Origin of the sequence: Ralstonia sp. 25mfcol4.1, assembly GCF_900104095.1 — a bacterium.
Taxonomy (GTDB): domain Bacteria; phylum Pseudomonadota; class Gammaproteobacteria; order Burkholderiales; family Burkholderiaceae; genus Cupriavidus.
The window spans coordinates 324279-344572 of sequence record NZ_FNJO01000006.1 but is presented as its reverse complement, the minus strand read 5'-3'; the positions used below and the strand labels follow the sequence as shown (position 1 = coordinate 344572).

The 20294-nt window shown below is 67.0% G+C and carries 17 protein-coding genes; 8 read left to right on the top strand and 9 right to left on the bottom strand.

What is annotated here, in order from left to right:
* Both BLQ58_RS13695 and BLQ58_RS13690 read right to left on the bottom strand, forming a co-directional pair.
* Positions 1–361 (bottom strand): NAD-dependent epimerase/dehydratase family protein (locus BLQ58_RS13695; RefSeq protein ID WP_139186111.1); only part of this gene is annotated, 361 nt, incomplete at its 3' end.
* Between the two features lie 70 nt (positions 362–431).
* Entirely contained in the window at positions 432–2192 is a 1761-nt protein-coding gene (locus BLQ58_RS13690; protein WP_092598730.1) for a glycosyltransferase family 39 protein, read from the bottom strand.
* Between the two features lie 219 nt (positions 2193–2411).
* On the opposite strand from BLQ58_RS13690, the gene BLQ58_RS13685 reads away from it, so the two are divergent.
* From BLQ58_RS13685 to chrA, 3 genes are read left to right on the top strand one after another with little or no spacing between them, the layout of a single operon-like run.
* Positions 2412–3119, top strand: a complete 708-nt coding sequence (locus tag BLQ58_RS13685; protein WP_092598727.1) for a response regulator transcription factor — start codon at positions 2412–2414, stop codon at positions 3117–3119.
* Positions 3116–4501 carry an ATP-binding protein gene (locus BLQ58_RS13680; RefSeq protein WP_092598724.1) on the top strand — a complete coding sequence of 462 codons (1386 nt, stop codon included), beginning with the start codon at positions 3116–3118 and terminating at the stop codon, positions 4499–4501. Before BLQ58_RS13685 ends, BLQ58_RS13680 begins: the two co-directional genes overlap by 4 nt.
* The gene (gene chrA, locus BLQ58_RS13675) at positions 4498–5688 is read left to right on the top strand and encodes a chromate efflux transporter (protein WP_092598721.1); all 1191 of its coding nucleotides are present in this window, start codon (positions 4498–4500) and stop codon (positions 5686–5688) included. Before BLQ58_RS13680 ends, chrA begins: the two co-directional genes overlap by 4 nt.
* Before the next feature lie 32 nt (positions 5689–5720).
* Here the strand turns inward: chrA and BLQ58_RS13670 are convergent, their stop codons facing one another.
* Positions 5721–6149, bottom strand: coding sequence for a VOC family protein (locus tag BLQ58_RS13670; protein WP_092598718.1), 429 nt, complete (start codon positions 6147–6149; stop codon positions 5721–5723).
* A 92-nt stretch (positions 6150–6241) separates the two neighbouring features.
* On the opposite strand from BLQ58_RS13670, the gene BLQ58_RS13665 reads away from it, so the two are divergent.
* Together BLQ58_RS13665 and BLQ58_RS13660 are read left to right on the top strand one after the other, a co-directional pair.
* Positions 6242–6835, top strand: coding sequence for a TetR/AcrR family transcriptional regulator (locus BLQ58_RS13665; protein ID WP_092598715.1), 594 nt, complete (start codon positions 6242–6244; stop codon positions 6833–6835).
* Between the two features lie 2 nt (positions 6836–6837).
* Positions 6838–7506 (top strand): DUF2459 domain-containing protein, encoded by a 669-nt coding sequence (locus BLQ58_RS13660; RefSeq protein ID WP_092598712.1) that lies wholly within the window; start codon positions 6838–6840, stop codon positions 7504–7506.
* On the opposite strand, the gene BLQ58_RS28805 is transcribed toward BLQ58_RS13660, so the two are convergent.
* Together BLQ58_RS28805 and katG are read right to left on the bottom strand one after the other, a co-directional pair.
* Positions 7503–7682: a hypothetical protein gene (locus BLQ58_RS28805; RefSeq protein WP_139186110.1), complete on the bottom strand. Its 180-nt coding sequence runs from the start codon at positions 7680–7682 to the stop codon at positions 7503–7505. The genes BLQ58_RS13660 and BLQ58_RS28805 overlap by 4 nt on opposite strands.
* A gap of 149 nt (positions 7683–7831) precedes the next feature.
* Positions 7832–10075: a catalase/peroxidase HPI gene (katG, locus tag BLQ58_RS13655; protein WP_092598708.1), complete on the bottom strand. Its 2244-nt coding sequence runs from the start codon at positions 10073–10075 to the stop codon at positions 7832–7834.
* 833 nt (positions 10076–10908) lie between these two features.
* Here katG and BLQ58_RS13650 point away from each other — a divergent pair.
* Positions 10909–11241: a hypothetical protein gene (locus tag BLQ58_RS13650; protein WP_092598705.1), complete on the top strand. Its 333-nt coding sequence runs from the start codon at positions 10909–10911 to the stop codon at positions 11239–11241.
* A 159-nt stretch (positions 11242–11400) separates the two neighbouring features.
* Here BLQ58_RS13650 and BLQ58_RS13645 read toward each other — a convergent pair whose 3' ends face one another.
* Positions 11401–12480 carry a porin gene (locus BLQ58_RS13645; protein WP_092598702.1) on the bottom strand — a complete coding sequence of 360 codons (1080 nt, stop codon included), beginning with the start codon at positions 12478–12480 and terminating at the stop codon, positions 11401–11403.
* A 318-nt stretch (positions 12481–12798) separates the two neighbouring features.
* Here BLQ58_RS13645 and BLQ58_RS13640 point away from each other — a divergent pair, with 318 nt between their 5' ends.
* Positions 12799–15255, top strand: coding sequence for a penicillin-binding protein 1A (locus tag BLQ58_RS13640; RefSeq protein WP_092598699.1), 2457 nt, complete (start codon positions 12799–12801; stop codon positions 15253–15255).
* 50 nt (positions 15256–15305) lie between these two features.
* On the opposite strand, the gene BLQ58_RS13635 is transcribed toward BLQ58_RS13640, so the two are convergent.
* Positions 15306–16097: an EAL domain-containing protein gene (locus BLQ58_RS13635; protein ID WP_254775930.1), complete on the bottom strand. Its 792-nt coding sequence runs from the start codon at positions 16095–16097 to the stop codon at positions 15306–15308.
* A gap of 228 nt (positions 16098–16325) precedes the next feature.
* Here BLQ58_RS13635 and BLQ58_RS13630 point away from each other — a divergent pair, with 228 nt between their 5' ends.
* Positions 16326–17297, top strand: coding sequence for a bifunctional helix-turn-helix transcriptional regulator/GNAT family N-acetyltransferase (locus BLQ58_RS13630; protein WP_092598798.1), 972 nt, complete (start codon positions 16326–16328; stop codon positions 17295–17297).
* A gap of 18 nt (positions 17298–17315) precedes the next feature.
* Here the strand turns inward: BLQ58_RS13630 and BLQ58_RS13625 are convergent, their stop codons facing one another.
* Positions 17316–18620, bottom strand: a complete 1305-nt coding sequence (locus BLQ58_RS13625; RefSeq protein ID WP_092598696.1) for a DUF1501 domain-containing protein — start codon at positions 18618–18620, stop codon at positions 17316–17318.
* A 35-nt stretch (positions 18621–18655) separates the two neighbouring features.
* Complete coding sequence (locus BLQ58_RS13620) at positions 18656–20254, bottom strand: DUF1800 domain-containing protein (protein WP_092598693.1); 1599 nt, start codon at positions 20252–20254, stop codon at positions 18656–18658.
* Positions 20255–20294 lie beyond the last annotated feature (40 nt).

Sequence of the window (20294 nt, the reverse complement as noted above, 5' to 3'; positions counted from 1 at the left end):
AGGTCGACGGGAACACCAGGTGCTTGCCGTACTTCACGGCGCTGCGCACGATCGGCAGGTTGGCCTCGAAGTCCAGCTCGAACACGCGCAGCGGGTTGCGCACGTACGTGGCCGGCGTGGCGATGGCCACCAGCGGCAGGATCACGTCGCACTTGCGGATGTTGTACTCCACCCACTCCTTGTTGATGGTGATGTCACCCTCGGAGAAGTGCATGCGCGGATGGTTCACCAGGTCGCCCAGGCGGTCTGACGACATGTCCATGCCGTAGACCTCCCACTGCGTGGTTTCCAGGATGCGGCGCGTCAGATGGTGGCCGATGAAGCCGTTGACGCCAAGAATCAGGACTCGCTTGTGCTGCATGGATCGGGAATCTTTCAAAACGAAAAAAGGGCCGCGCGATGTCGGCCAAAACGGGTAGTTCAAAGATCGGTCAGCGCGACTGCGGCGGCGGGACCGCCACGTTTGTCACCACCACGCGGCGCCAGTCGCGCGCCACGACGTAGAGTGGAATGCTGGACGACAGTTCCAGGTAGGTCTGGGGCGACATGACCGCCATCGCGGGCTCGCCGCCCTTCCAGACCTTTGCGAAGGCGGCCACGTCGGGCAGCCAGCGTTGCGGTTCGATCGTGGTGCCGAACGTCAGTTCGTCCGCCGCACCCACCATCGTCAGCGGATGGCCCAGGTAGAACGGCAGCGTGTGGTCCAGCATGTTGACGCCGTAGAGCTTCATGCCCGGCGTCAGCCGCTGGTGGATCTGCGGCACCAGGTCGGCACCCGACGCCGGGCCGCCCACCGTCTCGTGGCCCAGCAGCGCGGCGGTGAATCCCATGTACATGCCCAAGGCATAGACAGCTACGCTGGGCAGCACGCCACGGCGCTGCAGCAGCATGCGCGCCGCCAGGATGGCCAGCAGCATCACCACGAAGGCCACGGCGACCCAGACGGCATAGGCGCGGTAGAACGCATTCGGCGTGTGGTTCGCGTTGAGCGTGGCCACGATCGGGCTGGCCAGCAATCCGCAGATCGCAACGATGGCCATGGCCCGCAGTTGGCGGCCCCAGGCCCGCGCATCCATGCGGTCGAGCGCCACGCCGGCCAGGATGCCCAGCGCCGGGAACACCGGCACGATGTAGCCGGGCAGCTTGGAGCGCGACAGGCTGAAGAATACGAAGATGGCGATGGCCCAGATGCCCGCCATCAGTGCCGGACGGAAACGCGCGCGCGCGGTGGCATCCTCGGCTGGGGCCGCGCTGCGCATGGCTGTCCACAACCGGGGGAACAGGCCTGCCCAGGGCAGGAAGCCCGCCAGCACCAGCGGCACGAAGTACACGATCGGGCCGCCGCGCGAATGCACGCCGGACGTATATCGCTGCCAGTGCTCGTGGATAAAAAAGAAGTTCAGGAACTCGGGATTGCGCTCGGACACCAGGTAGAACCACGGCATGGCGATGACCAGCATCGTCACCGCACCGGCCGTGAGGTGCAGCCTGCGCCACAATCCCCAATCGCGCGTGACCAGCGTGTAGACCACCAGCACCAGGCCGGGCAACGCGATGCCCACCAGCCCCTTGGTCAGGATGGCCACGCCCATCGCTGCCCAGCACGCCACCATCCAGCGCAGCCGGCTGGTTGGCGAAGCGTCCGGATGCTGGGCCACCAGCATGCAGCCCAGGATGCACGACATCACGCCGGCCAGCGTCATGTCGAGCGTGTTGAAATGCGCAGCCACGCTCCACATCGGCGCGGCCAGCAGCGCCAGGCCGGCAAACGCGGCCGCACGCGGCCCGAACCAGCGCCAGGTGGCCAGCATCGACATGCCGATGCCCAGCAGGCCGGCCAGCGCCACGGTCAGGCGCGCCTGCCATTCGCCCACGCCGAACAGCGCGTAGGTCACGGCGGTTGCCCACATGTGGAATGGCGGCTTTTCGAAATACTTCAGCGCGTTGTAGCGGATCGTGACCCAGTCGCCCGTGGTCAGCATCTCGCGCGAGATTTCCGCGTAGCGCCCTTCGTCGGGTCCCACCAGGTGCCGCAGGCCCAGCGTACCGAACCAGACCAGCAGCGCCACAGCGACGAACAGCGCCGTCCAGCCAGCCACGGCAGACACGCGCAAGCCGGCCGGCAACGAAACCGGACGGGTCCGGTCAGCCACTTCGTGCGTGATGCGTTGCTTGCTAGGAGGAAGGTGCATGTCGGATCCGGGTGGCTTCGCCGAAGTCGCGTTTGTGCCCAATCGGTCCTGCACGCGCGTTGATCTTGGAGAATCGAGCGCGCAGATTAGGGAATCAGCCTTAATTTCAGATTAAGCGTGCACCTGACCCGGCGCGATGCTACGCTTGGACCGCGCGAAGTGCATCATGCGTCCCGTTTCAATCGATACCAATAAACAGTCGTTCCAAGCAGTTCGCTCATGAGAATACTTATCGTTGAAGACGACCCCATGTTGGGGGATGGCATGCAGCGCGGCCTGAAGCTGATGGGGCACGCCGTGGACTGGTTCCGTACCGGGGCCGATGCCGACCGCGCCATCGCCGCCATGCACTACGACGCGGTGCTGCTGGATCTGGGCCTGCCGGACCAGGACGGCGTGACGCTGCTCTCGCGCTGGCGCAACCAGGGCCGCCAGACGCCGGTGGTAGTGCTGACCGCCCGGGACGCGGTGCAAAGCCGCATCAGCGGGCTCGATGCCGGCGCCGACGACTACCTGATCAAACCCGTGGATCTGGACGAACTGGCTGCCCGCCTGCGCGCGCACACGCGCCGGTCCGCGGGCATGCCCGAGCCGGTATGGCGCCACGGCCCGCTCGAATACCACCCGGCCGCGCGGTTGGCCGTCTGGCAGGGCAAGTCGGTGGACCTGACCAGCCGCGAATCGATGCTGCTGGAACTGCTGCTGGCGCACCCCAACCGCGTGCTGACGCGCGAATTTCTGCGCGACAAACTCTACGAGTGGGAAAAAGGTTCCGAGAGCAACACGCTCGAAGTGCATATCCACCACCTGCGGCGCAAGATCCATCCCGGCATCGTGCGCACGCTGCGCGGTGCCGGCTACACGCTCGGCACGCTCGACGCGCTGGAGACCCCCTCGGCCGACAACGGCAACGGGGACGATGCATGACCCTGCAGCGGCGGCTGATACTGGTCGTGCTGGCGTCGGTGGCGTTTGCCTGGGTACTCACCAGCGTCATGATCTTCCTGAACGCGCGCATGGAGATCAACGAGTTCTATGACACCGCCATGGTGCGCATGGCGCAGCAGATGCAGGCGGTGCTGCCGTTGATCAACACCGGCGCGGTACCTCCGCACCCGCAGCCGGACGGCATGGTGCCCGGCGATACCGACCTGGGCGACCTCGGCGCCGCCGGCCTTGGCGACATGGCAATCGCCACCTGGCGCGGCACCGGCCAACCGTTCCACATCGATCCCGACGGCGACCGCCTGCCGCGCCTGCCCGGTGTACGCGGCTTTACCGACCGGCAGATCGATGGCGTGCCTTGGCGCCTCTACTATCTGGATGGGCCCGTGGCCGGCTGGCGCGTCTGCGTGGGCCAGATCATGGCCGAGCGCGAGGAGCTGGTGTGGTCGTACCTGCAGGCGCAGGTGCTGCCCTGGGTGGTGGGGCTGCCGTTGCTGACCACGCTGCTGGTGTGGGGCATCCGCCGGATGCTGCACCCGATGCTGGCGCTGTCGCACACCATCGCCACGCGGGCTCCCGGCGATCCCACGCCGATCTCGCTGCACGACGCGCCGCCCGAACTGGCGCCGCTGGTGCACGCGATGAACCGCCTGCTGGACCGCGTATCGGCCCTGCTCGAACACGAACGCCGGCTGACCGCCGATGCCGCGCACGAAATGCGCACGCCGCTGGCCGCGCTGAAGGCGCAGTGGGACGTCGCCCGGCGCTCCGCCGATCCGGCCGAGCGTGCCCAGGCTGCCATCAACGTCGAAGCCGGCATCGACCGCCTGAGCCACCTGGTATCGCAACTGCTGACGATGAGCCGGCTGGAGGACGAGAACGGCCCGCCCTCGCGCAGCGCGGTGGACTGGCGCGACGTCTCCCAGCACGTGCTCTCCGACTGCCTCCTGCTGTCCGAACGCCGCCACGTCGACATGGAGATCGTCTGGCCGCGCCCCGACGCCAAACCCATCGACGTTTGCGGTGACCCCACGCTGCTTGGCACCATGTTGCGCAACCTGATGGACAACGCGCTGCGCTACAGCCCGGCGGGGTCAACCGTCACGCTGGCCTTCGAACCCGACTGCATCGTGGTGGCCGACCGCGGCCCCGGCGTGCAGCCCGACCAGCTGGCGCGGCTGGGCAGCCGCTTCTTCCGGGGCGGCTCGCAGCATGAACAGGGCACCGGGCTCGGCATTTCCATCGCGCGGCGCATTGCCGAACTGCATGGACTGTCGATCGACCTGGCCAACCGGCCGGCGTCGGAAGGCACCGGGCTGGTAGCGACCATCCGCATGAACGACACCCAAGGAGACCGGGCATGAGCGCCGCGTGGGAAGTATTTGTGGTGTTCCTGCGCCTCGGCCTGACGTCGTTCGGCGGCCCGGTGGCGCACCTTGGGTATTTTCGCGAGGCGTTCGTGGCGCAGCGCCGCTGGCTCAGCGAACATGCCTATGCCGATATCGTTGCGCTGTGCCAGTTCCTGCCGGGTCCGGCCAGCAGCCAGGTGGGCATGGTGGTCGGCTTGTCACGCGCCGGCTACCTGGGCGCGCTGGCGGCATGGATCGGCTTCACGCTGCCTTCCGCCGTGGCGCTGATCCTGTTTGCGCTGGGCCTGTCGCGCTATGGCAACCTGATACCGGCCGGCGCGCTGCATGGGCTCAAGGTGGCGGCGGTGGGCGTGGTGGCGCAGGCGGTCTGGGGCATGGCCCGCTCGCTCTGTCCCGACGCCCCCCGTATCACGCTGATGGCGCTGGCCGCCGTGGCGGTCAGCCTGGTGCCGTCGCCGGCGTGCCAGTTGGGCGTGATGGTGGTGGCGGGCCTGATTGGCGCGCGCCGCTTCCGCAGCAGCGATGCCGTGCCGCACGAACCGCTGTCCGTGCCGGTGGGCCATGGGCTGGCGCTGCTGTGCCTGGTCGCCTTCGCGGTGTTGCTGGTGGGATTGCCGTTTGCCGCGCGCGCGTCCGGCAATCACGCGGTGGCCCTGTTCGATGCCTTCTACCGCGCCGGGGCGCTGGTCTTCGGCGGCGGTCACGTCGTGCTGCCGCTGCTGCAGGCGGCCGTGGTGCCGCCGGGCTGGGTGGACAACGATACGTTCCTGGCCGGCTACGGTGCGGCGCAGGCGGTGCCCGGGCCGCTGTTCACGTTCGCCGCGTTCCTCGGCGCCGCCGGTACGCTGGCGCCCAATGGCTGGTCCGGCGGCGCGCTCTGCGTGGTGGCCATCTTCGCGCCGTCGTTCCTGCTGGTCTTTGGCGCGCTGCCCTTCTGGGAACGGCTGCGCCGCCATGGCGCCACCCGCGCGGCGCTGGCCGGTGTCAACGCGGCGGTGGTGGGGCTGCTGCTGGCAGCCTTGTATCACCCGGTCTGGACCAGCGCCGTGCTGGCTCCGGCGGATTTCGCGCTGGCCCTGCTGGCGCTGGTTGCGCTGGCCGTCTGGCGCGTGCCGCCATGGGCGGTGGTGCTCGCGTGCGCGCTGGCCGGGTGGGGGCTGCAGGCGGCAGGCATCGCATAAGACCGCGATCGATATCCGCCGCGGTGGCGGGTTCAGCCCGGCAACGCGTCGGCGTCGTACTGGGCGGCAAACTCGGCGGACGGGGCGATCGGGGTGATGATGTCGAGCATCACGCCATTCGGATCGGCGGTGATGAAGTGGCGCTGCCCGAACGCCTCGTCGCGCAGGGGCAGCAGGATGGGCAGCCCGGCGCCCGATAGCCGCGCATGCACCGCATCCACATCGTCGACTTCGAAATTCAGCAGCATGCCGGCGGCAGTCCTGCCGCGCCCCTGTGCCGGAATCGTGTCGTGGCTGGCATCGAGGATGGCCAGGTTCACCTGCGGGTCCTGCACCGATTGCAGATGCACGTACCAGTCGGCGGTGAACACTGGCGCAAAGCCGAAGTGCCTGGCGTAAAACGCCGCCGTCCCGGCCACGTCTTCAGTCATCAACACGGGGTAGTAGCTGGTGGTTCGCATGGGTCGGTGTCTCCATCGTTGGCGCCACGCGGGGCGTGACGTAACATACAGCCTGCATCTTTCCGATCCATTTAAACATACAGGCTGTATGTATGCAAGATAGAAAGGCCCGCTCGAATCAGGAGCGCACACTGGCTACGCGCACGGCGCTACTGGCAGCGGCCCGCGACCTGTTGATCCGCAAGGGCTATGCGGCCACATCGACACCCGAAATCGCGGCGGCCGCCGGCATTACGCGCGGGGCGCTCTATCACCATTTCACCGACAAGCAGGACCTGTTCCGCGCCATCCTCGAAGACGAGGCCCGCGCGGTGGCGGTGGATATCGAAAGCGCCGCGCCGCAGGACCTGCCCGTGCGCGATGCGCTGCTGGCCGGCAGCCTGGCCTATCTGAAGGCGATGACGGTGCCGGGGCGCACGCGGTTGCTTCTGATCGATGGCCCGGCCGTGCTCGGCACCGCTGCCATGTTCGCGCTCGATGCCCGCCACGCCGGCCGCACCTTGCGCGAAGGGCTGCAGGCGGCCCTGGGCCACGGGCTGCCTGCAGCCACCCCGGTCGATGCGCTGGCCGCCCTGCTGTCCGCCGCGTTCGACCGCGCGGCGCTCGAAATCGAGGCCGGCGGCGATCCGGACCAGTTTCGGGCCGCGATGGCCGGGCTGATCGAGCGCACCGTGGCGGCCGCCTGACCATGCCTGGCCGCCTGCGCATCGCCCTGATCGGCGCGGCCGCGACCCTGGCCATGTGCGGCTGCGCCACGGCACCGGCGGCCGTGGCAGCGCCGCCCCTCACGACCATCTCGGTGGTCGAGCGCGACTGGCACACCGACATCTGCATCCGCAGCGTCGATGCCGATGCGCGGCTCCTGCGCGTGACCCGGGGCTACGACGGTTCCAACTATCTCTGCTTCGGCTTTGGCGACCGCCACTACCTGATTACCGGCGAACGCGGTCCGCTGACGCTGCTGTCGGCCCTGCTCCCCGGCGATGGCGCGATCCTGCTGACGATCCTGCGCGATACGCCGGCCGCCGCGTTCGGCGCGGGCAATGTGGTGGATCTGGAACTGGACGAAGCCGGCATCGGGCGCCTGCGCGCATTCCTGAACCGGACGATCCAGGAAAACGACGCCGGCGAGCCGTTGGGGCTGGGCAACGGCCCCTATCCCGGCGGACTCTACTTCGGCGCCACGGCGCGCTACAACGGCTTCTATACCTGCAATACGTGGACGGCCGACGCGTTGCGCGAAGCGGGCATCCCGATGCACGGTCCGGTGCTGTTCGCCGAGGGCGTCATGCGACAGGTGCGGGACGTGGCCGCCGCGCGGCATGGCGCACGGCCCGCGGACAGCCCGGCGCCCTAGCAGGGGCCGGGGCTGCAGACCGTGGTTGCACTGCCGGCGGGCGTGACCACGGTGGACGATTGCGGTGGATTGGGATCGCTGCTGCTGATCGATACGCAGCCGGCAAGGCCGACCGGCACAAGGAGGACGGCGATGCGGGCGATGACCGCGATTCGGGCGATTCGGCTCGGTGTCATGGTGGCTGGCTCCCCCGCGTGCACGGGCACGCGACAGAGCCAGTATAGATAGCCACGTTCGGATTGCGACACCTGCCGCAAGGTGTCCGTGCCGGGCGGGCCGTTGCGACCCGCCCAGTCGGCGCCTCAGGGGACGGGTCACAGCCCGGTCACAGCCCGGTCGCCGCCGCCTTGTCGAAGCGATCCAGGTTCATGACCTTGACCCATGCCTTGGCAAAGTCCTGGACGAACTTGTCCTTGCTGTCGTCGGACCCATAGACTTCCGCGACGGCGCGCAGCTCCGAATTCGAGCCGAAGATCAGGTCCACCGGGGTAGCCTGCCACTTGACCTTGCCGGTCGCACGATCGCGGCCCTCATACACCCCCTGATCGGACGATGACTTCGACCACTTGGTGGACATGTCGAGCAGATTGACGAAGAAGTCGTTGCTCAGCGTGCCGGGCCGATCGGTGAACACACCGTGGCGCGAACCACCGGCATTGGCGTCCAGCGCCCGCATGCCGCCAAGCAGCACGGTCATCTCGGGCACCCTCAGGTTCAGGTAGCTCGCGCGCTCGACCAGCATGTCCGCCGGCGAGCGGGGGCTCTGCTTGCCATAGTAGTTGCGGAAACCGTCGGCCACCGGCTCAAGCACGGCAAAGGACTGGACGCTCGTCTGTTCCGCCGAAGCGTCCATGCGGCCCGGCGTGAACGGCACATCCACCTTGTGGCCGCCCTTGCGGGCCGCTTCTTCCACCGCGGCCGTCCCGCCCAGCACGATCAGGTCCGCCAGCGACACCTTCTTGCCACTGCCCTTCTGCGCCGAATTGAAATCCTTCTGGATGGCCTCCAGACGATCCAGCACCTTGGCCAGCTCGGCAGGGTCGTTGACGCCCCAATCCTTCTGCGGCGCCAGGCGAATGCGCGCACCGTTGGCGCCACCCCGCATATCCGTCACGCGGAAGGTCGCGGCCGACGCCCAGGCGGTGCGGACCAGCTCGGGGATGGTCAGGCCCGACGACAGGATGGTGGTCTTCAGGCTGGCCACGTCCTTGTCGTCCACCAGCTTGTGATCGACCTTGGGGATCGGATCCTGCCAGATCAGGTCTTCCTTGGGCACATCGGGCCCGAGGTAGCGCGACTTCGGCCCCAGGTCGCGATGCATGAGCTTGAACCATGCCCTGGCGAACGCGTCCTCGAATTCCTTCGGATTTTCGAGGAATCGCTTCGAGATCTTGTGGTACTCCGGGTCCATCTTGAGCGCGATGTCCGTGGTGAACATCATCAGCTTGTGCCGCTTCTTCGGATCATGGGCATCCGGCACGAAATTGGCGCTGGCGTTGTTCTTGGGCACCCACTGGATCGCGCCGCCCGGACCTTTGGTCGTTTCCCAGTCGAAGCTGTAGAGCCATGTCAGGAATTCGTGGGTCCAGCGCGTCGGGTTGGTCGACCACGCGCCTTCCAGCCCGCTGTTGACGGTGTCCACGCCATGGCCCGTGCCACATTTGCTGACCCAGCCCAGCCCCTGCTCTTCCAGACCGGCGGCAGCCGGCTCCTTGCCCACGCAGCCCGCCGGCTTGTGCGCGCCGTGCGCCTTGCCGAACGTGTGTCCGCCGGCGATCAGCGCCACCGTATCGACATCGTCCATGCTCATGCGGCCAAAGGTCTCGCGGATCTCCTTGGCGGAGGCCAGCGGGTCGGGCTTGCCTCCGGGCCCTTCGGGATTGACGTAGATGAGCCCCATCTCGGTTGCCGCGTAGGGCTTCTTCAGGGCGCCCTTCGCATCCTGGCGCTGGTGGGCCAGCATTTTCTTTTCCGGGCCCCAGTTCACCATCTCGGCTTCCCAGTCGTCCACGCGCCCGCCGGCATAGCCGAACGTCTTGAAGCCCATCTCTTCCAGCGCCACGTTGCCTGCCAGGACCATGAGGTCGCCCCAGGAAATCTTGCGGCCGTACTTCTGCTTGACTGGCCACAGCAGGCGCCGCGCCTTGTCCAGGCCGACATTGTCGGGCCAGCTGTTGAGCGGCTCGAACCGCTGCTGGGCGCCCGAAGCGCCACCCCGGCCATCGAAGACGCGATAGACGCCCGCGCCATGCCAGGCCATGCGGATAAAGAACGGCCCATAGTTGCCGAAGTCAGCCGGCCACCAGGGCTGGGAGGTCTTCATGACCCCGGCGATGTCCCGCTTGACCGCCTCGATATCCAGCGTCTTGAATGCCTCCGCATAATTGAAGGCCTTGCCCATGGGATCGGATTCCGCCGAATTGAAGCGCAGCGGCTGCAGGTCGAGTTGCTCTGGCCACCAGAAACTGTTCGGCGTCACATCCGTTTTCGCCATCAGCGGATTGGTGTACAGCGCGGCCGATACGGCAACTGCCACTACGGAAAGTTTTAAAGTTTTTCCGATGTTCATGGATCAATAACTCCTTGTAGTTGGTTACAAAAGCCGCTGCCGTAATGCAAGTGAATTGAAATGCAAAATGGGGATGTCTCGGCCTTGCTAGCGGGCTTCCTGCGCGCGTCCGAAAAACACTTATCGGGCGATACAAACCGGACGCGGCCGGCAGCAAGCGTTTTGCACTCTACGTGGACGGTTATCCAGGGAAAATTCAATTGTTTCAATTGGCTTGATTAGCCAACTCAATTGGCATACTGCATCGCCATGCAAATGCATGACCGCCGAATATACCGAGGCGCGATAAACACGCGTATTCCGGGCAAATCGATGTTGCGAGCGAGCCCGGGGGAAATACCGGAGACCATCCCATTCCGAGACGGATGGGTGATCGCATCGATTTAAAATACCGTCAGGATATTGACGATAATCAAATGTCGCCTGCTGCGGGATTGGACTGGCCACGGCCTGCCGGCAGGTTGCCGAAGACAGGGCAAACGTGGCGACGACGCCGGTGGGGAGGCCGGAAAGAAATAGAGCCGTCCTGACGGACGGCTCGGATCCCCGCGTACTTTATTGCAACGCCGCCGTTCCTTCACCGGTGTCTCTGTGGACTGCCATGTGATCCGCCGGAACGGTGCGGCTGCCGGCCCGCGGCGACCCCTCCGGTCGCATATGCGTTCCCAACGTGTTCGGTCGGGCCAGCGAGATGACATTCTGGCGATGAGATATTTCGGAAATAAGAACCTCGTGGGGCGCCGGCCGCACAATTGAAGACGTCCCAGAGGAAAGCGCAACTTCCGGGACAGTCGCCGATCACTAGAATGAATCGACCTCACCGGGGAGCCGACATGAAACATGATCCAGCCGTCGCAACAGAGACCACGGCAGAGGGGCTTGCGGCCCTGATCTACCACATCGCGCATGGCGCCAGCCAAGGCCAGCTGGACCCCGAGTTCGTGCGCAAGCTGTGCAAGCGCGTGGATAAGGAAATCGAGGCCATGGAGGACACCGACAAGCTTGCCGCGCCAGATCGCGAGCGCTTGCACCACGCGGTGCAGACGCTGCGTGCCACGGCCGATGCCGAGGAAGGCGCCCTGCTGACGCGGGCGCTGGAACGGCTGCGTTCGGTCGATGCCCAGGCCGACCGGGCAAACCGCCCCGCCGACGGCGCCGCGACCTGACGTGGACCGGGGCGCGCAAGGCAAGCGCCCCGGACGCAGGACACCGACGCCGGACACTTCCAAAGCAGAACGCCCCTCCTTCCCGCCAAGTCGGGTGAGGGGCGTTTGTTATCCGGCAGGTGCGGGGGGAAAGGCCCCGTCTGCCGGTGTCTCCCTGCCTTAGAAGCGGTGACGGATACCGACCACGGCGCCGGTCTGGTTGGCACCGGGGGTCACCGGAGCCGAGCTGCTCATCGACAGTGCCGACGAATCCTTGTTCTTCGTGTACGCGACGTTGAGGTAGACGTCGGTACGCTTCGAGAACGAGTAGTCGGCCGACAGCACGAACATCCACGGATCATTGCCGCTGTTGTGCGCGTCCTGATAGTAGGCGGCGCCGGTCAGCGACAGGGCCGGCGTCACGCGATACAGGCCACCCAGCCAGTACACGTTGTTGCGCGACGAAGCCGTGGCGGGGGAGGCGATACCGTCGTCACGCATCCAGCGGTAGCCGGCAAACAGCTTGGCCACGCCCAGGTCGTACGAACCGCCCACGGCCAGGCGCTTGACGGCGCGGTCGGCCACGTTGGCGGCATTGCCCTGGTACTGGTCGTAGGCGGTGCCCACCGAGAACGCGCCTGCGGTGTAGGCCAGGCCAGCGCCGAAGTTGCGGCCGATGCGATAGTTGCCCGGCACTTCCGTGCTGCCCGGCACGGTCGAGTCACGGCCCGTGCTGTAGAAGGCGGTACCGGTCAGGCCGCCGAACTTGCCCGTGTACTTGATGGCGTTGTCGGCGCGACCGTTGAAGGCCGAGTCAACCGAGTTCAGCGAGTACTTCGGGCCCACGCCCATCGGGTCGTAGGCACCGAACAGGTCATACAGCGAGTTTTGCTGACGACCCAGGGTGACGGCCCCGAAATTGCCTTGCAGGCCCACGAACGCCTGGCGGCCGAACAGGCGGCTGCCCTGGCCCGACGTGCCGGTGTCGATGTCGAAGCCCGATTCCAGGGTGAAGATGGCCTTCAGGCCGCCACCGAGGTCCTCGGCGCCACGCAGGCCCCAGCGCGAGCCGGACATGTTGCCCGAGCTCACCATCGCCTTGCTGCCCGTGGCTGCCGGCGCGGTGCCCGAGTGGTTGGCGAATTCGATGCCGGCGTCGACGATGCCGTACAGCGTCACGGAGGTGTTGGACTGTGCCGATGCAACGCCGGAGATAGCGCAGGTACCCGCTGCCGCCAGAGCAAATAGTGCTTTCTTCACTGTGAGTTCTCGTATTTGTTAAGACATTGAGATGCTTCCCCGTCACTATTTCAGAACGGGGCTACGAGATACGTACTACCGTTTTCCGAAACGATGACCGATGAGGGCAGGCGAATTGTTTCAATGAAATATGAAACCCATGTGTCTGTGGCGTCTCAACAACGGATTCGGACACCCCACTTCGGGGGGAAGTCTGGCCGATGGGTGCGAAGAATGCGGGTTTTCCCCACCCGCCTTCAGGTAGGATGCACACTTTTCCGTGAAAGGCATTTGACAGGTCCGTGACGGTGCGCACCGGCCCTGCCCCGCCTTGCGTCAATGCGCCTGGATTCATACAAGACCTATATCGCCCCACGGCTGGCCCAGTTCAGGCAGCACCTGCGCCGGCCCAGCCGACGCACCGTCCTGCTGGCCCTGGCCGCGGTTCCGGCGCTGCTGCTGCTCTACCTGCTGCTGCTGATCCCGTTTACGCCCGGCATCAGCGACATCCGCAAGGCCAAGTCGGAGCAGCCGGCCCAGGTGCTGTCGGCCGACGGCAAGGAACTGGCCGTCTACCGATGGGCCAACCGCGACTGGGTCAAGCTGGCCGACATTTCGCCCAACGTCGTCAATGCGCTGATCGCCACCGAGGATCACCGCTTTTACCAGCACTTCGGGCTGGACTGGCGCCGCACCGCATCCGCCGCGCTGCACACGTTCTCGGGCGACCGCCAGGGTGGCTCGACCATCACCCAGCAACTGGCGCGCAACCGTTATCCGGACGAAATCGGCCGGGCGCCCACGCTGACGCGCAAGCTCAAGGAAGCGATCACGGCGCTGAAGATCGAAGCGCTGTACTCCAAGGACGAGATCCTGGAGACGTACCTGAACACGGTGCCGTTCCTGTACAACGCGTTCGGCATCGAGATGGCCGCGCGCACGTATTTCGACAAGTCCGCCCGCCAGCTTGACGTGCTGGAAGCCGCCACGCTGATCGGCATGCTCAAGGGCAACAGCTACTACAACCCGGTGCTGAACCCGCAGCGCGCACTGGAACGCCGCAATATCGTGCTGGCGCAGATGGTCAAGCGCGGCAAGCTAGACGCCGCCCGCTACCAGGTGCTGGCCAGGCGCCCGCTGCGCATCGATTTCGAGCGGCAGATCGAGGAACCGGGCCCGGCCGCCCACTTCGCGCAGCAACTGCGCAAGTGGCTGATCTCGTGGGCCGACAGCAACGACTACAACCTGTACACCGACGGCCTGGTCGTCCATACGACGATCGATGCCCGCCTGCAGGCGATGGCCAACCAGGCGCTGGCACGCCAGGGCAACCAGCTGCAGTCGATTGCCAATGCCGCCTGGGCGCCACGCGCCGGCTGGGCCGAAAGCCGCGGCCTGGTGCAGCAGTTCGTGCGCGAAACGCCCGAGTACCGCGCCGCCGTGGCCGGCGGCCAGACCGACGCCGATGCGCTGAACCACCTGATGCGCGACAGCGCGTTCATGCAGAACCTGCGCCAGAACAAGACCCGCGTGCAGGCCGGCTTCATGGCGCTGGACCCGGCCACCGGCGAGATCCGCGCGTGGGTGGGCAGCCGCGATTTCACCGTGGACGCGTTCGACCACGTCGCCCAGGCCCGCCGCCAGCCCGGCTCCACGTTCAAGCCATTCGTCTATGGCGCCGCATTCGCGCGCGGGCAGAGCCCCGACGAGACCTTCATCGACCAGCCCGTGGAAATCAAGCTCGCCGGCGGCGAGATCTGGCGGCCGACCGACGAAACGGCGGCCACCGGCCGCCCGATGAGCCTGCGCGACGGCCTGGTCTATTCCAGGAACACCATCACGGCGCAACTGGTGCAGAACCTGGGCGCAGACCGCGTGGCGAAGCTGGCCCGCGCCATGGGCGTGCGCGACAGCAAACTGGAGGAAGTGCCATCGCTGGCGCTGGGCACGAGCCCCGTCACGCTCAAGGAGATGGTCAGCGCCTATGGCACGATCGCCAACGGCGGCCAGTACATCGCGCCGTCGATGATTACCAGCATCACGGACCGCGACGGCAAGGAACTGGCCCGCTTCCGCCCCGCGTCGCCCGAGCGCGCGCTATCGGCCACTGCCAACGAAACGCTGCTCGACGTGATGCGCGACGTGGTGGATCGCGGCACCGGCACGGCCATCCGCACGCGCTACGGCATTCGCGCCGACGTGGCCGGCAAGACCGGCACGACCCAGGACAACGCCGACGGCTGGTTCATCCTGATGCATCCGCAACTGGTGGCGGGCGCGTGGGTGGGCTTCAACGACAGCCGCGTGACGCTGCGCAGCGACTACTGGGGCCAGGGCGCGCACAGCGCGCTGCCCATCGTCGGCGACTTCTACCAGCGCGCCCTGCGCGCCCGCATCGTAGATCCGCGCGCGCGGTTTGCCGAAGTCGACGAGAAGACGTGGTATTCGGGGCTGACCGATACGGTACGCGGCTGGTATCAGAAGCTGTTTGCCTCGAACCGGAAGGACGACAGCGCGCCACTGCCGCGCCCGGCACCGCGCCGGCCGGTCTTGCCGGCCACGGACGCGGACGCCATGCCGCCCGCTTCGGCGCCCGCCACGGCCGCATCGGCGGACAGCGGCCTGGCGCTGGATCCCGGTGAAGTGGTGGAGGCCGTGCCCCCGGGCGGCCATGAGATGGAAGCATCGAGCGAACCGTCGGCAGCGCCGCCGGGGCCTGCCCCGGCACCGATCCCGGCACCGACCCCGGCGCCCGCCTCCGCGCCCGTGGCGGCGTCGGCGCCCGCGGCGCCCTGACCTGCCCCCTTCCCCACAACTGGGTGAGGGCAGAAAGCCATCTGCAACCCCTACCTGGCAATCCTCAGCCGGCCGCGATGCATCGCGCGCAGCGATGCGTCGGACAGCGACAGCGGCGGTTCCGGCGTCGGGCGGGCAAGCAGGTAGCCCTGCGCCAGATCGATACCCATGTCGCGGCACACCAGCAGATCGTCCACGCGCTCGATGCCCTCGGCGATCAGCCGCGTGCCAGCCGTGCGGGCCAGCTTGCATAGCCCCTGCAGCGCCTCGCGCTGGAACTGCGACGACGCCACGCCGTCGATGATGACGCGCGCGATCTTCACGTAATCGGGTTGCAGGGCAATCCACTGCCCCAGGCCGGCATGGCCGGTACCGTAGTCGTCCAGCGCGAACTGCGCGCCGCGGCTGCGAATCGAAAACACGGCCTTGGCCAGCGTATCCAGCGGCCCCAGTGGCGCCTGCTCGGTCAGCTCCAGCACAATGCGCTCGGACGGCAGCCCCTGCGCCTGCAGAAAGACCCGCACCTCGTCGCGAGTGTCCTCGATATTGCGCATCGAATCGGCGCTGTAGTTCAGGAACAGCTTGCCGGGCAGGTCGAATTCCATGAACGCCCGGATCGAGATGCGCGCGGCCAGACGTTCGAGTTCCACGTGCTTGCCCACGCGTGCCGCTTCGGCAAACAGCGCGATCGGGCTCTCCATCGGCGTACCCATCGGGCCGCGGATCAGTGCCTCGTATCCGAACACATCGCCCGTGACGAGCGAGCCGATCGGCTGGAAAACCGGCCGCAGCAGTTGTTGTTCGAGGCAATCGGCAATGGATGGCGTCAGGGGTCGCGACAAGGCTTGCACTCAAACTGGCTAGGAATCGTGTTGTACGAATCATTCGGTGGGCAGGTGCCACGCCCACTGTTGAGATAACGGCACTTCCGGGGCCGACTTGAGGCATCGCACGTACTGCTTTGGGAGGGTGAACAGGCCAGCCAGGCTTTGACAAGGTTGCGTATCGCAACTAATATTGCTTGCGTGTCGCAACCAATGCGGCAACTTGACAGCCTGCCGGAGGCCACCATGGACCTGATCGAAGCGCCCGCCCAATCCCGCGACGGGACCATCCTCGAACTTCGCGATTTCTCGCGCCGCCTGGTGCGCGAACTGGGCTTCATGCGTGCCACGCTGGCCGATAGCGACCTGGCGCCTTCGGCCGTGCACGCGGTGCTGGAGATCGGCATGACGCCCGGCATCAATGCCAGGGATTTGGGCCGGATCCTGCGGCTGGATAAATCGAACACCAGCCGGCAGGTGGCGCGGCTGGAATCCGCCGGGTTTCTGCATCGTCGGATCTCCAGCGAGGACGCGCGTGCCACGGAGCTGTTCCTGACGCCGAAGGGCAAAAAGCTGCGGGAGAAGATCGACCAGTTCGCAACCGACCAGGTATCCAATGCGCTGCGCCGGATGCTCCCGTCCGACCAGCAGGCGCTGCTGCGGTCCCTGGCGCTCTATGCCGACGCGCTGGCGCAGGACAACGCCGCCAAGGCCGCCGGGGGCGAGCCCGACAGCCTGCCCATCGTCGAAGGCTACCGGCCCGGCTGCATCGGCGATATCGCGAGCCTGCACGGGCGCTTCTACGCGGAGCACTGGGGATTTGGTGCCTTTTTCGAAAAGCGGGTGGCCACCGAACTGGCCGAGTTTGCCGCCATGCTGCCGGCGCCGGGCAAGGCGCTGTGGCTGTACCACGACGACGGCCGCACGCTGGCGTCCCTGGCCATCGACGGCGACCCGGCTCTGGGTACGGCCCACCTGCGCTGGTTTATCGTCGACGACGCGCTGCGCGGTTCCGGTGTCGGCCGGCAACTGATGGCCAACGCGATGCAGTTCGTGGACGCGCACGCGTTTGAAGAGACCTGGCTCTGGACCTTCAAGGGCCTCGATTCGGCACGCCATCTCTATGAGTCGTTCGGCTTTGTGCTGACCAGCGAAGCGGCCGGCACCCAATGGGGCAGCGAGGTGACCGAGCAACGCTTCAGCCGTCGCAAGCCTTGATCGACGTCGCGCCCTGCCCTACACCAGCCCGATATCGCGTGGCCGGCTGCCCGGAAATACCTGTGCCAGGCGGTTGTCGTCCAGCCCGTACAACCTGCGGAACAGGCCGCCCAGCACCGCCCGGTAGTCGTTGAGCACCGGATAGTCGCGGTTCTGGTTCAGGGTTGGCTGGCCAACGGCGACCTGTTCGCCCACCATGCGCCCGCCCCGCACGTTGCCGCCCGCCACCCAGTAGACCGTGCCGTGCCCATGGTCGGTGCCGCGCGTGCCGTTCTCGCGGAACGTGCGCCCGAATTCGGAGATGGCCACCACGGTGGTGTTGTGCCACGCCGGCCCCATTTCCTCGGAGAACCCGGCAATGCCGCGCCCCAGGTTATCGAGCAGGTTGGCCAGCTGTCCTTGCGCGCCGCCCTGGTTGACGTGCGTGTCCCAGCCGCCCACGTCGATAAAGCCGAGGTTGAATTTATCGCGCATCAGCCCGGCCATGCGGCGCGCTTCCTGCTCGAAACCGCGTGCCGTCAACGCACGCCGGTTGGCCGCCTGCATCTCCTGCATGCGTCCGGACATGGCGTCGCCAGCCGCGCCCGCGCTGGCCGCGCGCATGGCCGCCTCGTGCTTGCGCATCGCCTCGGCCTGTTCGGCCACGGTCTGGCGCAGGTCGAAACCTTCTGCAATCAGCGACTCGAAGCGCGTGCCCTTGTACATCTGCGCCAGGGTCTGCGTCTGGCGCGCATCGAACGGTGTGCGGCCGGTGCCCTTGAGCGACACGTTGGGCACGTTTGCGGCGCCGGACAGCACCATCGGCAGGCCGTCGGTGAAGGCCACCGGCGCCGCCTGCCCGCCCATGGCCTGCGTCAGCCGGTTCAGGAAGCCGCTGCCTTTGGGCGAGCCTTCGCCATGGCCGTCGCCGGCCAGTCCCGCCTCGATGCCATCCTGCGTTTCGAAATGACTGCGCGACATGTCGCTGGTGCCGGCGAACGGCACGAACGCCAGTTGCTGGCGCTGCCACATCGGCAGCATCGTGGCACCCAGCGCGGGATGCAGCGCCCAGCCATCGACGCCCAGCGGCAGCGCGGCTGCCGGGTCTGGCGCGGCGCCCTGCGCCACCGGCGGCCGGATGGCGATATTGGGTCGCGACGCGTAGTAGAAATCGCTGCCGGACGGCACCAGCACGTTGGCCGCGTCATAGCCGCCGCGCAGGAACACCAGCAGGAAGCGCGCATCGGCCTGGGCCGGCAGCGCGAACACGCGCGATGTCAGGGTTGGCAGCGTCAGCGCGAGCCCCGCGCCGCCCATCGTCCTGAGCCAGTGGCGTCGGTTCATGGTTGTCCCCTATCGTTGGATCCCTTGCCGTGGCGCTACCGCTGCATCCATTCCGGCGAACTGAGCAGCACGGCATTCCATTCCTGCTGCGAGCCCGCCTGGGCCAGCGCCTGGCGCGTGGCCGCGCCCAGCGTGCCCTCGATGGTGTCGTAGAACATGCGGTTGTTCGGCATCGGGAATCCGCGTTGCGCGGCGGGCTGCCCGCTTTCGTCCGAGAACAGCCCGGCCGGCCCGCTGCCGATCGTGCGCGCGATCTCGAAACGCTTGACCAGTTGGCCCGAACTGGCCCATGCGCTCTCGGTCAGCGGATAGCCGTCGGGCGCCACGTGGCCATATAGCGGCTCGCCAAGCTGGTTCAGCCAGTTGATCATCGGACGCAGGTTCGATACCGGCCGGCCGTCATAGGCCAGCCGCATCGACGACACCACAAAGACCATCGGGTCCTTGAATTTGCGCGCGCCCTCGGCAGCCGACTGGTCGAACCAGTGCGACAGGAACATCGTGCGCAGCACCGCGCCGATGTCGCCATCGGTGCGCGTGAACGTGGCGGCCATCTGCGCGACCAGCTGCGGCGGCGGATTGTCCGACACGAAGTACGTGGCCAGCCTGGCCGACACGAAGCGCGCCGTGGCCGAGTCGCGCGCCAGGATCGACACGGCCTGCTCCACCTCCGCAAACCCGCGCGGCTCGATGGTCTGGCCCAGCAGCGTCTTGGCGCCGAAGTCGTGACGGTTCGGATTGAACTCGAACAGGCCGTCGCTGCGGTACATGGCCGCGCGCTCGGCCGACAGCCGGGGCGGCTCGCCCCGCGCATTGATGCCAAGTCCGGTCAGCACGCGCGCCAGTTCCTGCACGTCCTGCTGGGTATAGCGCGACCCGCTCGGGCCGCCCGCCACGCCTAGCGTATGCAGCTCCATCAGCTCGCGCGCGTAGTTTTCGTTGATGCGGTTGGCCGCGCTCTGGGCGTTGTCCAGGTATTCGAGCATGGCCGGCGATGTGACCGTAGCCATCAGCAGGTCGCGGAACTTGCCCAGGGCATGCGGGCGGATCGCGCGTGCCTCGAAATCGGCCAGGGCGTAGCGCACCTGCCCTTTCCCCGCGTAGACGTTGAAATGATTCAGCCAGAACCACGTCATCTGCTCGCGCAGTTGCGCCGGCGAATAGAGCGCGCGCAGCAGATGGCGGCGGCCGGTATCGATCACGAGGTCGCGCCCCTGGCGGTTCAGCGCCTCGCGGGCCTGCTGCTTTTCGGTCTCGTCGGTCAGCGCCTGGATGCGCTGCCGTTCGGCGCGCAGCGCCTGGGTCCGTTGCAGCGCGTCGCCCTGGCTGACCGGCAACGCGGCAATGGACTGGGCCAACTGGGGCGGATCGGCCAGCGGCATCTTGATCTGCTCATCGAGATAACGCTGCCGCCCGATGGCTTGCAGGCGCTGTACGCTGGCCTGGTCGGCGCCAAAGCTGACGGTGTTGAGCCAGCGCAGGTCGGCCGCCGACAGCTTGCCATGGTGCGTTGCATCATCGGCCGCCGTCGATGCACAGGCGACCAGCACCGCCGATATCGCCAGCCATGCCAGCCAGACCAGCGCACCGGGTACCCGCCATTGCCGCAACCTGCCGATCCGTAGGTGTTCCATAGGCGCCCGTTCCCTTGTCATGCGCGCACCTCGCGCGCCG

Bases quoted from the DNA above. Each gene is read 5' to 3' on its own strand.
- BLQ58_RS13690 (WP_092598730.1), bottom strand. From the start codon at position 2,192: ATGCACCTTCCTCCTAGCAAGCAACGCATCACGCACGAAGTGGCTGAC.
- BLQ58_RS13685 (WP_092598727.1), top strand. From the start codon at position 2,412: ATGAGAATACTTATCGTTGAAGACGACCCCATGTTGGGGGATGGCATG.
- BLQ58_RS13680 (WP_092598724.1), top strand. From the start codon at position 3,116: ATGACCCTGCAGCGGCGGCTGATACTGGTCGTGCTGGCGTCGGTGGCG.
- chrA (WP_092598721.1), top strand. From the start codon at position 4,498: ATGAGCGCCGCGTGGGAAGTATTTGTGGTGTTCCTGCGCCTCGGCCTG.
- BLQ58_RS13670 (WP_092598718.1), bottom strand. From the start codon at position 6,149: ATGCGAACCACCAGCTACTACCCCGTGTTGATGACTGAAGACGTGGCC.
- BLQ58_RS13665 (WP_092598715.1), top strand. From the start codon at position 6,242: ATGCAAGATAGAAAGGCCCGCTCGAATCAGGAGCGCACACTGGCTACG.
- BLQ58_RS13660 (WP_092598712.1), top strand. From the start codon at position 6,838: ATGCCTGGCCGCCTGCGCATCGCCCTGATCGGCGCGGCCGCGACCCTG.
- BLQ58_RS28805 (WP_139186110.1), bottom strand. From the start codon at position 7,682: ATGACACCGAGCCGAATCGCCCGAATCGCGGTCATCGCCCGCATCGCC.
- katG (WP_092598708.1), bottom strand. From the start codon at position 10,075: ATGAACATCGGAAAAACTTTAAAACTTTCCGTAGTGGCAGTTGCCGTA.
- BLQ58_RS13650 (WP_092598705.1), top strand. From the start codon at position 10,909: ATGAAACATGATCCAGCCGTCGCAACAGAGACCACGGCAGAGGGGCTT.
- BLQ58_RS13640 (WP_092598699.1), top strand. From the start codon at position 12,799: ATGCGCCTGGATTCATACAAGACCTATATCGCCCCACGGCTGGCCCAG.
- BLQ58_RS13630 (WP_092598798.1), top strand. From the start codon at position 16,326: ATGGACCTGATCGAAGCGCCCGCCCAATCCCGCGACGGGACCATCCTC.
- BLQ58_RS13625 (WP_092598696.1), bottom strand. From the start codon at position 18,620: ATGAACCGACGCCACTGGCTCAGGACGATGGGCGGCGCGGGGCTCGCG.
- BLQ58_RS13620 (WP_092598693.1), bottom strand. From the start codon at position 20,254: ATGGAACACCTACGGATCGGCAGGTTGCGGCAATGGCGGGTACCCGGT.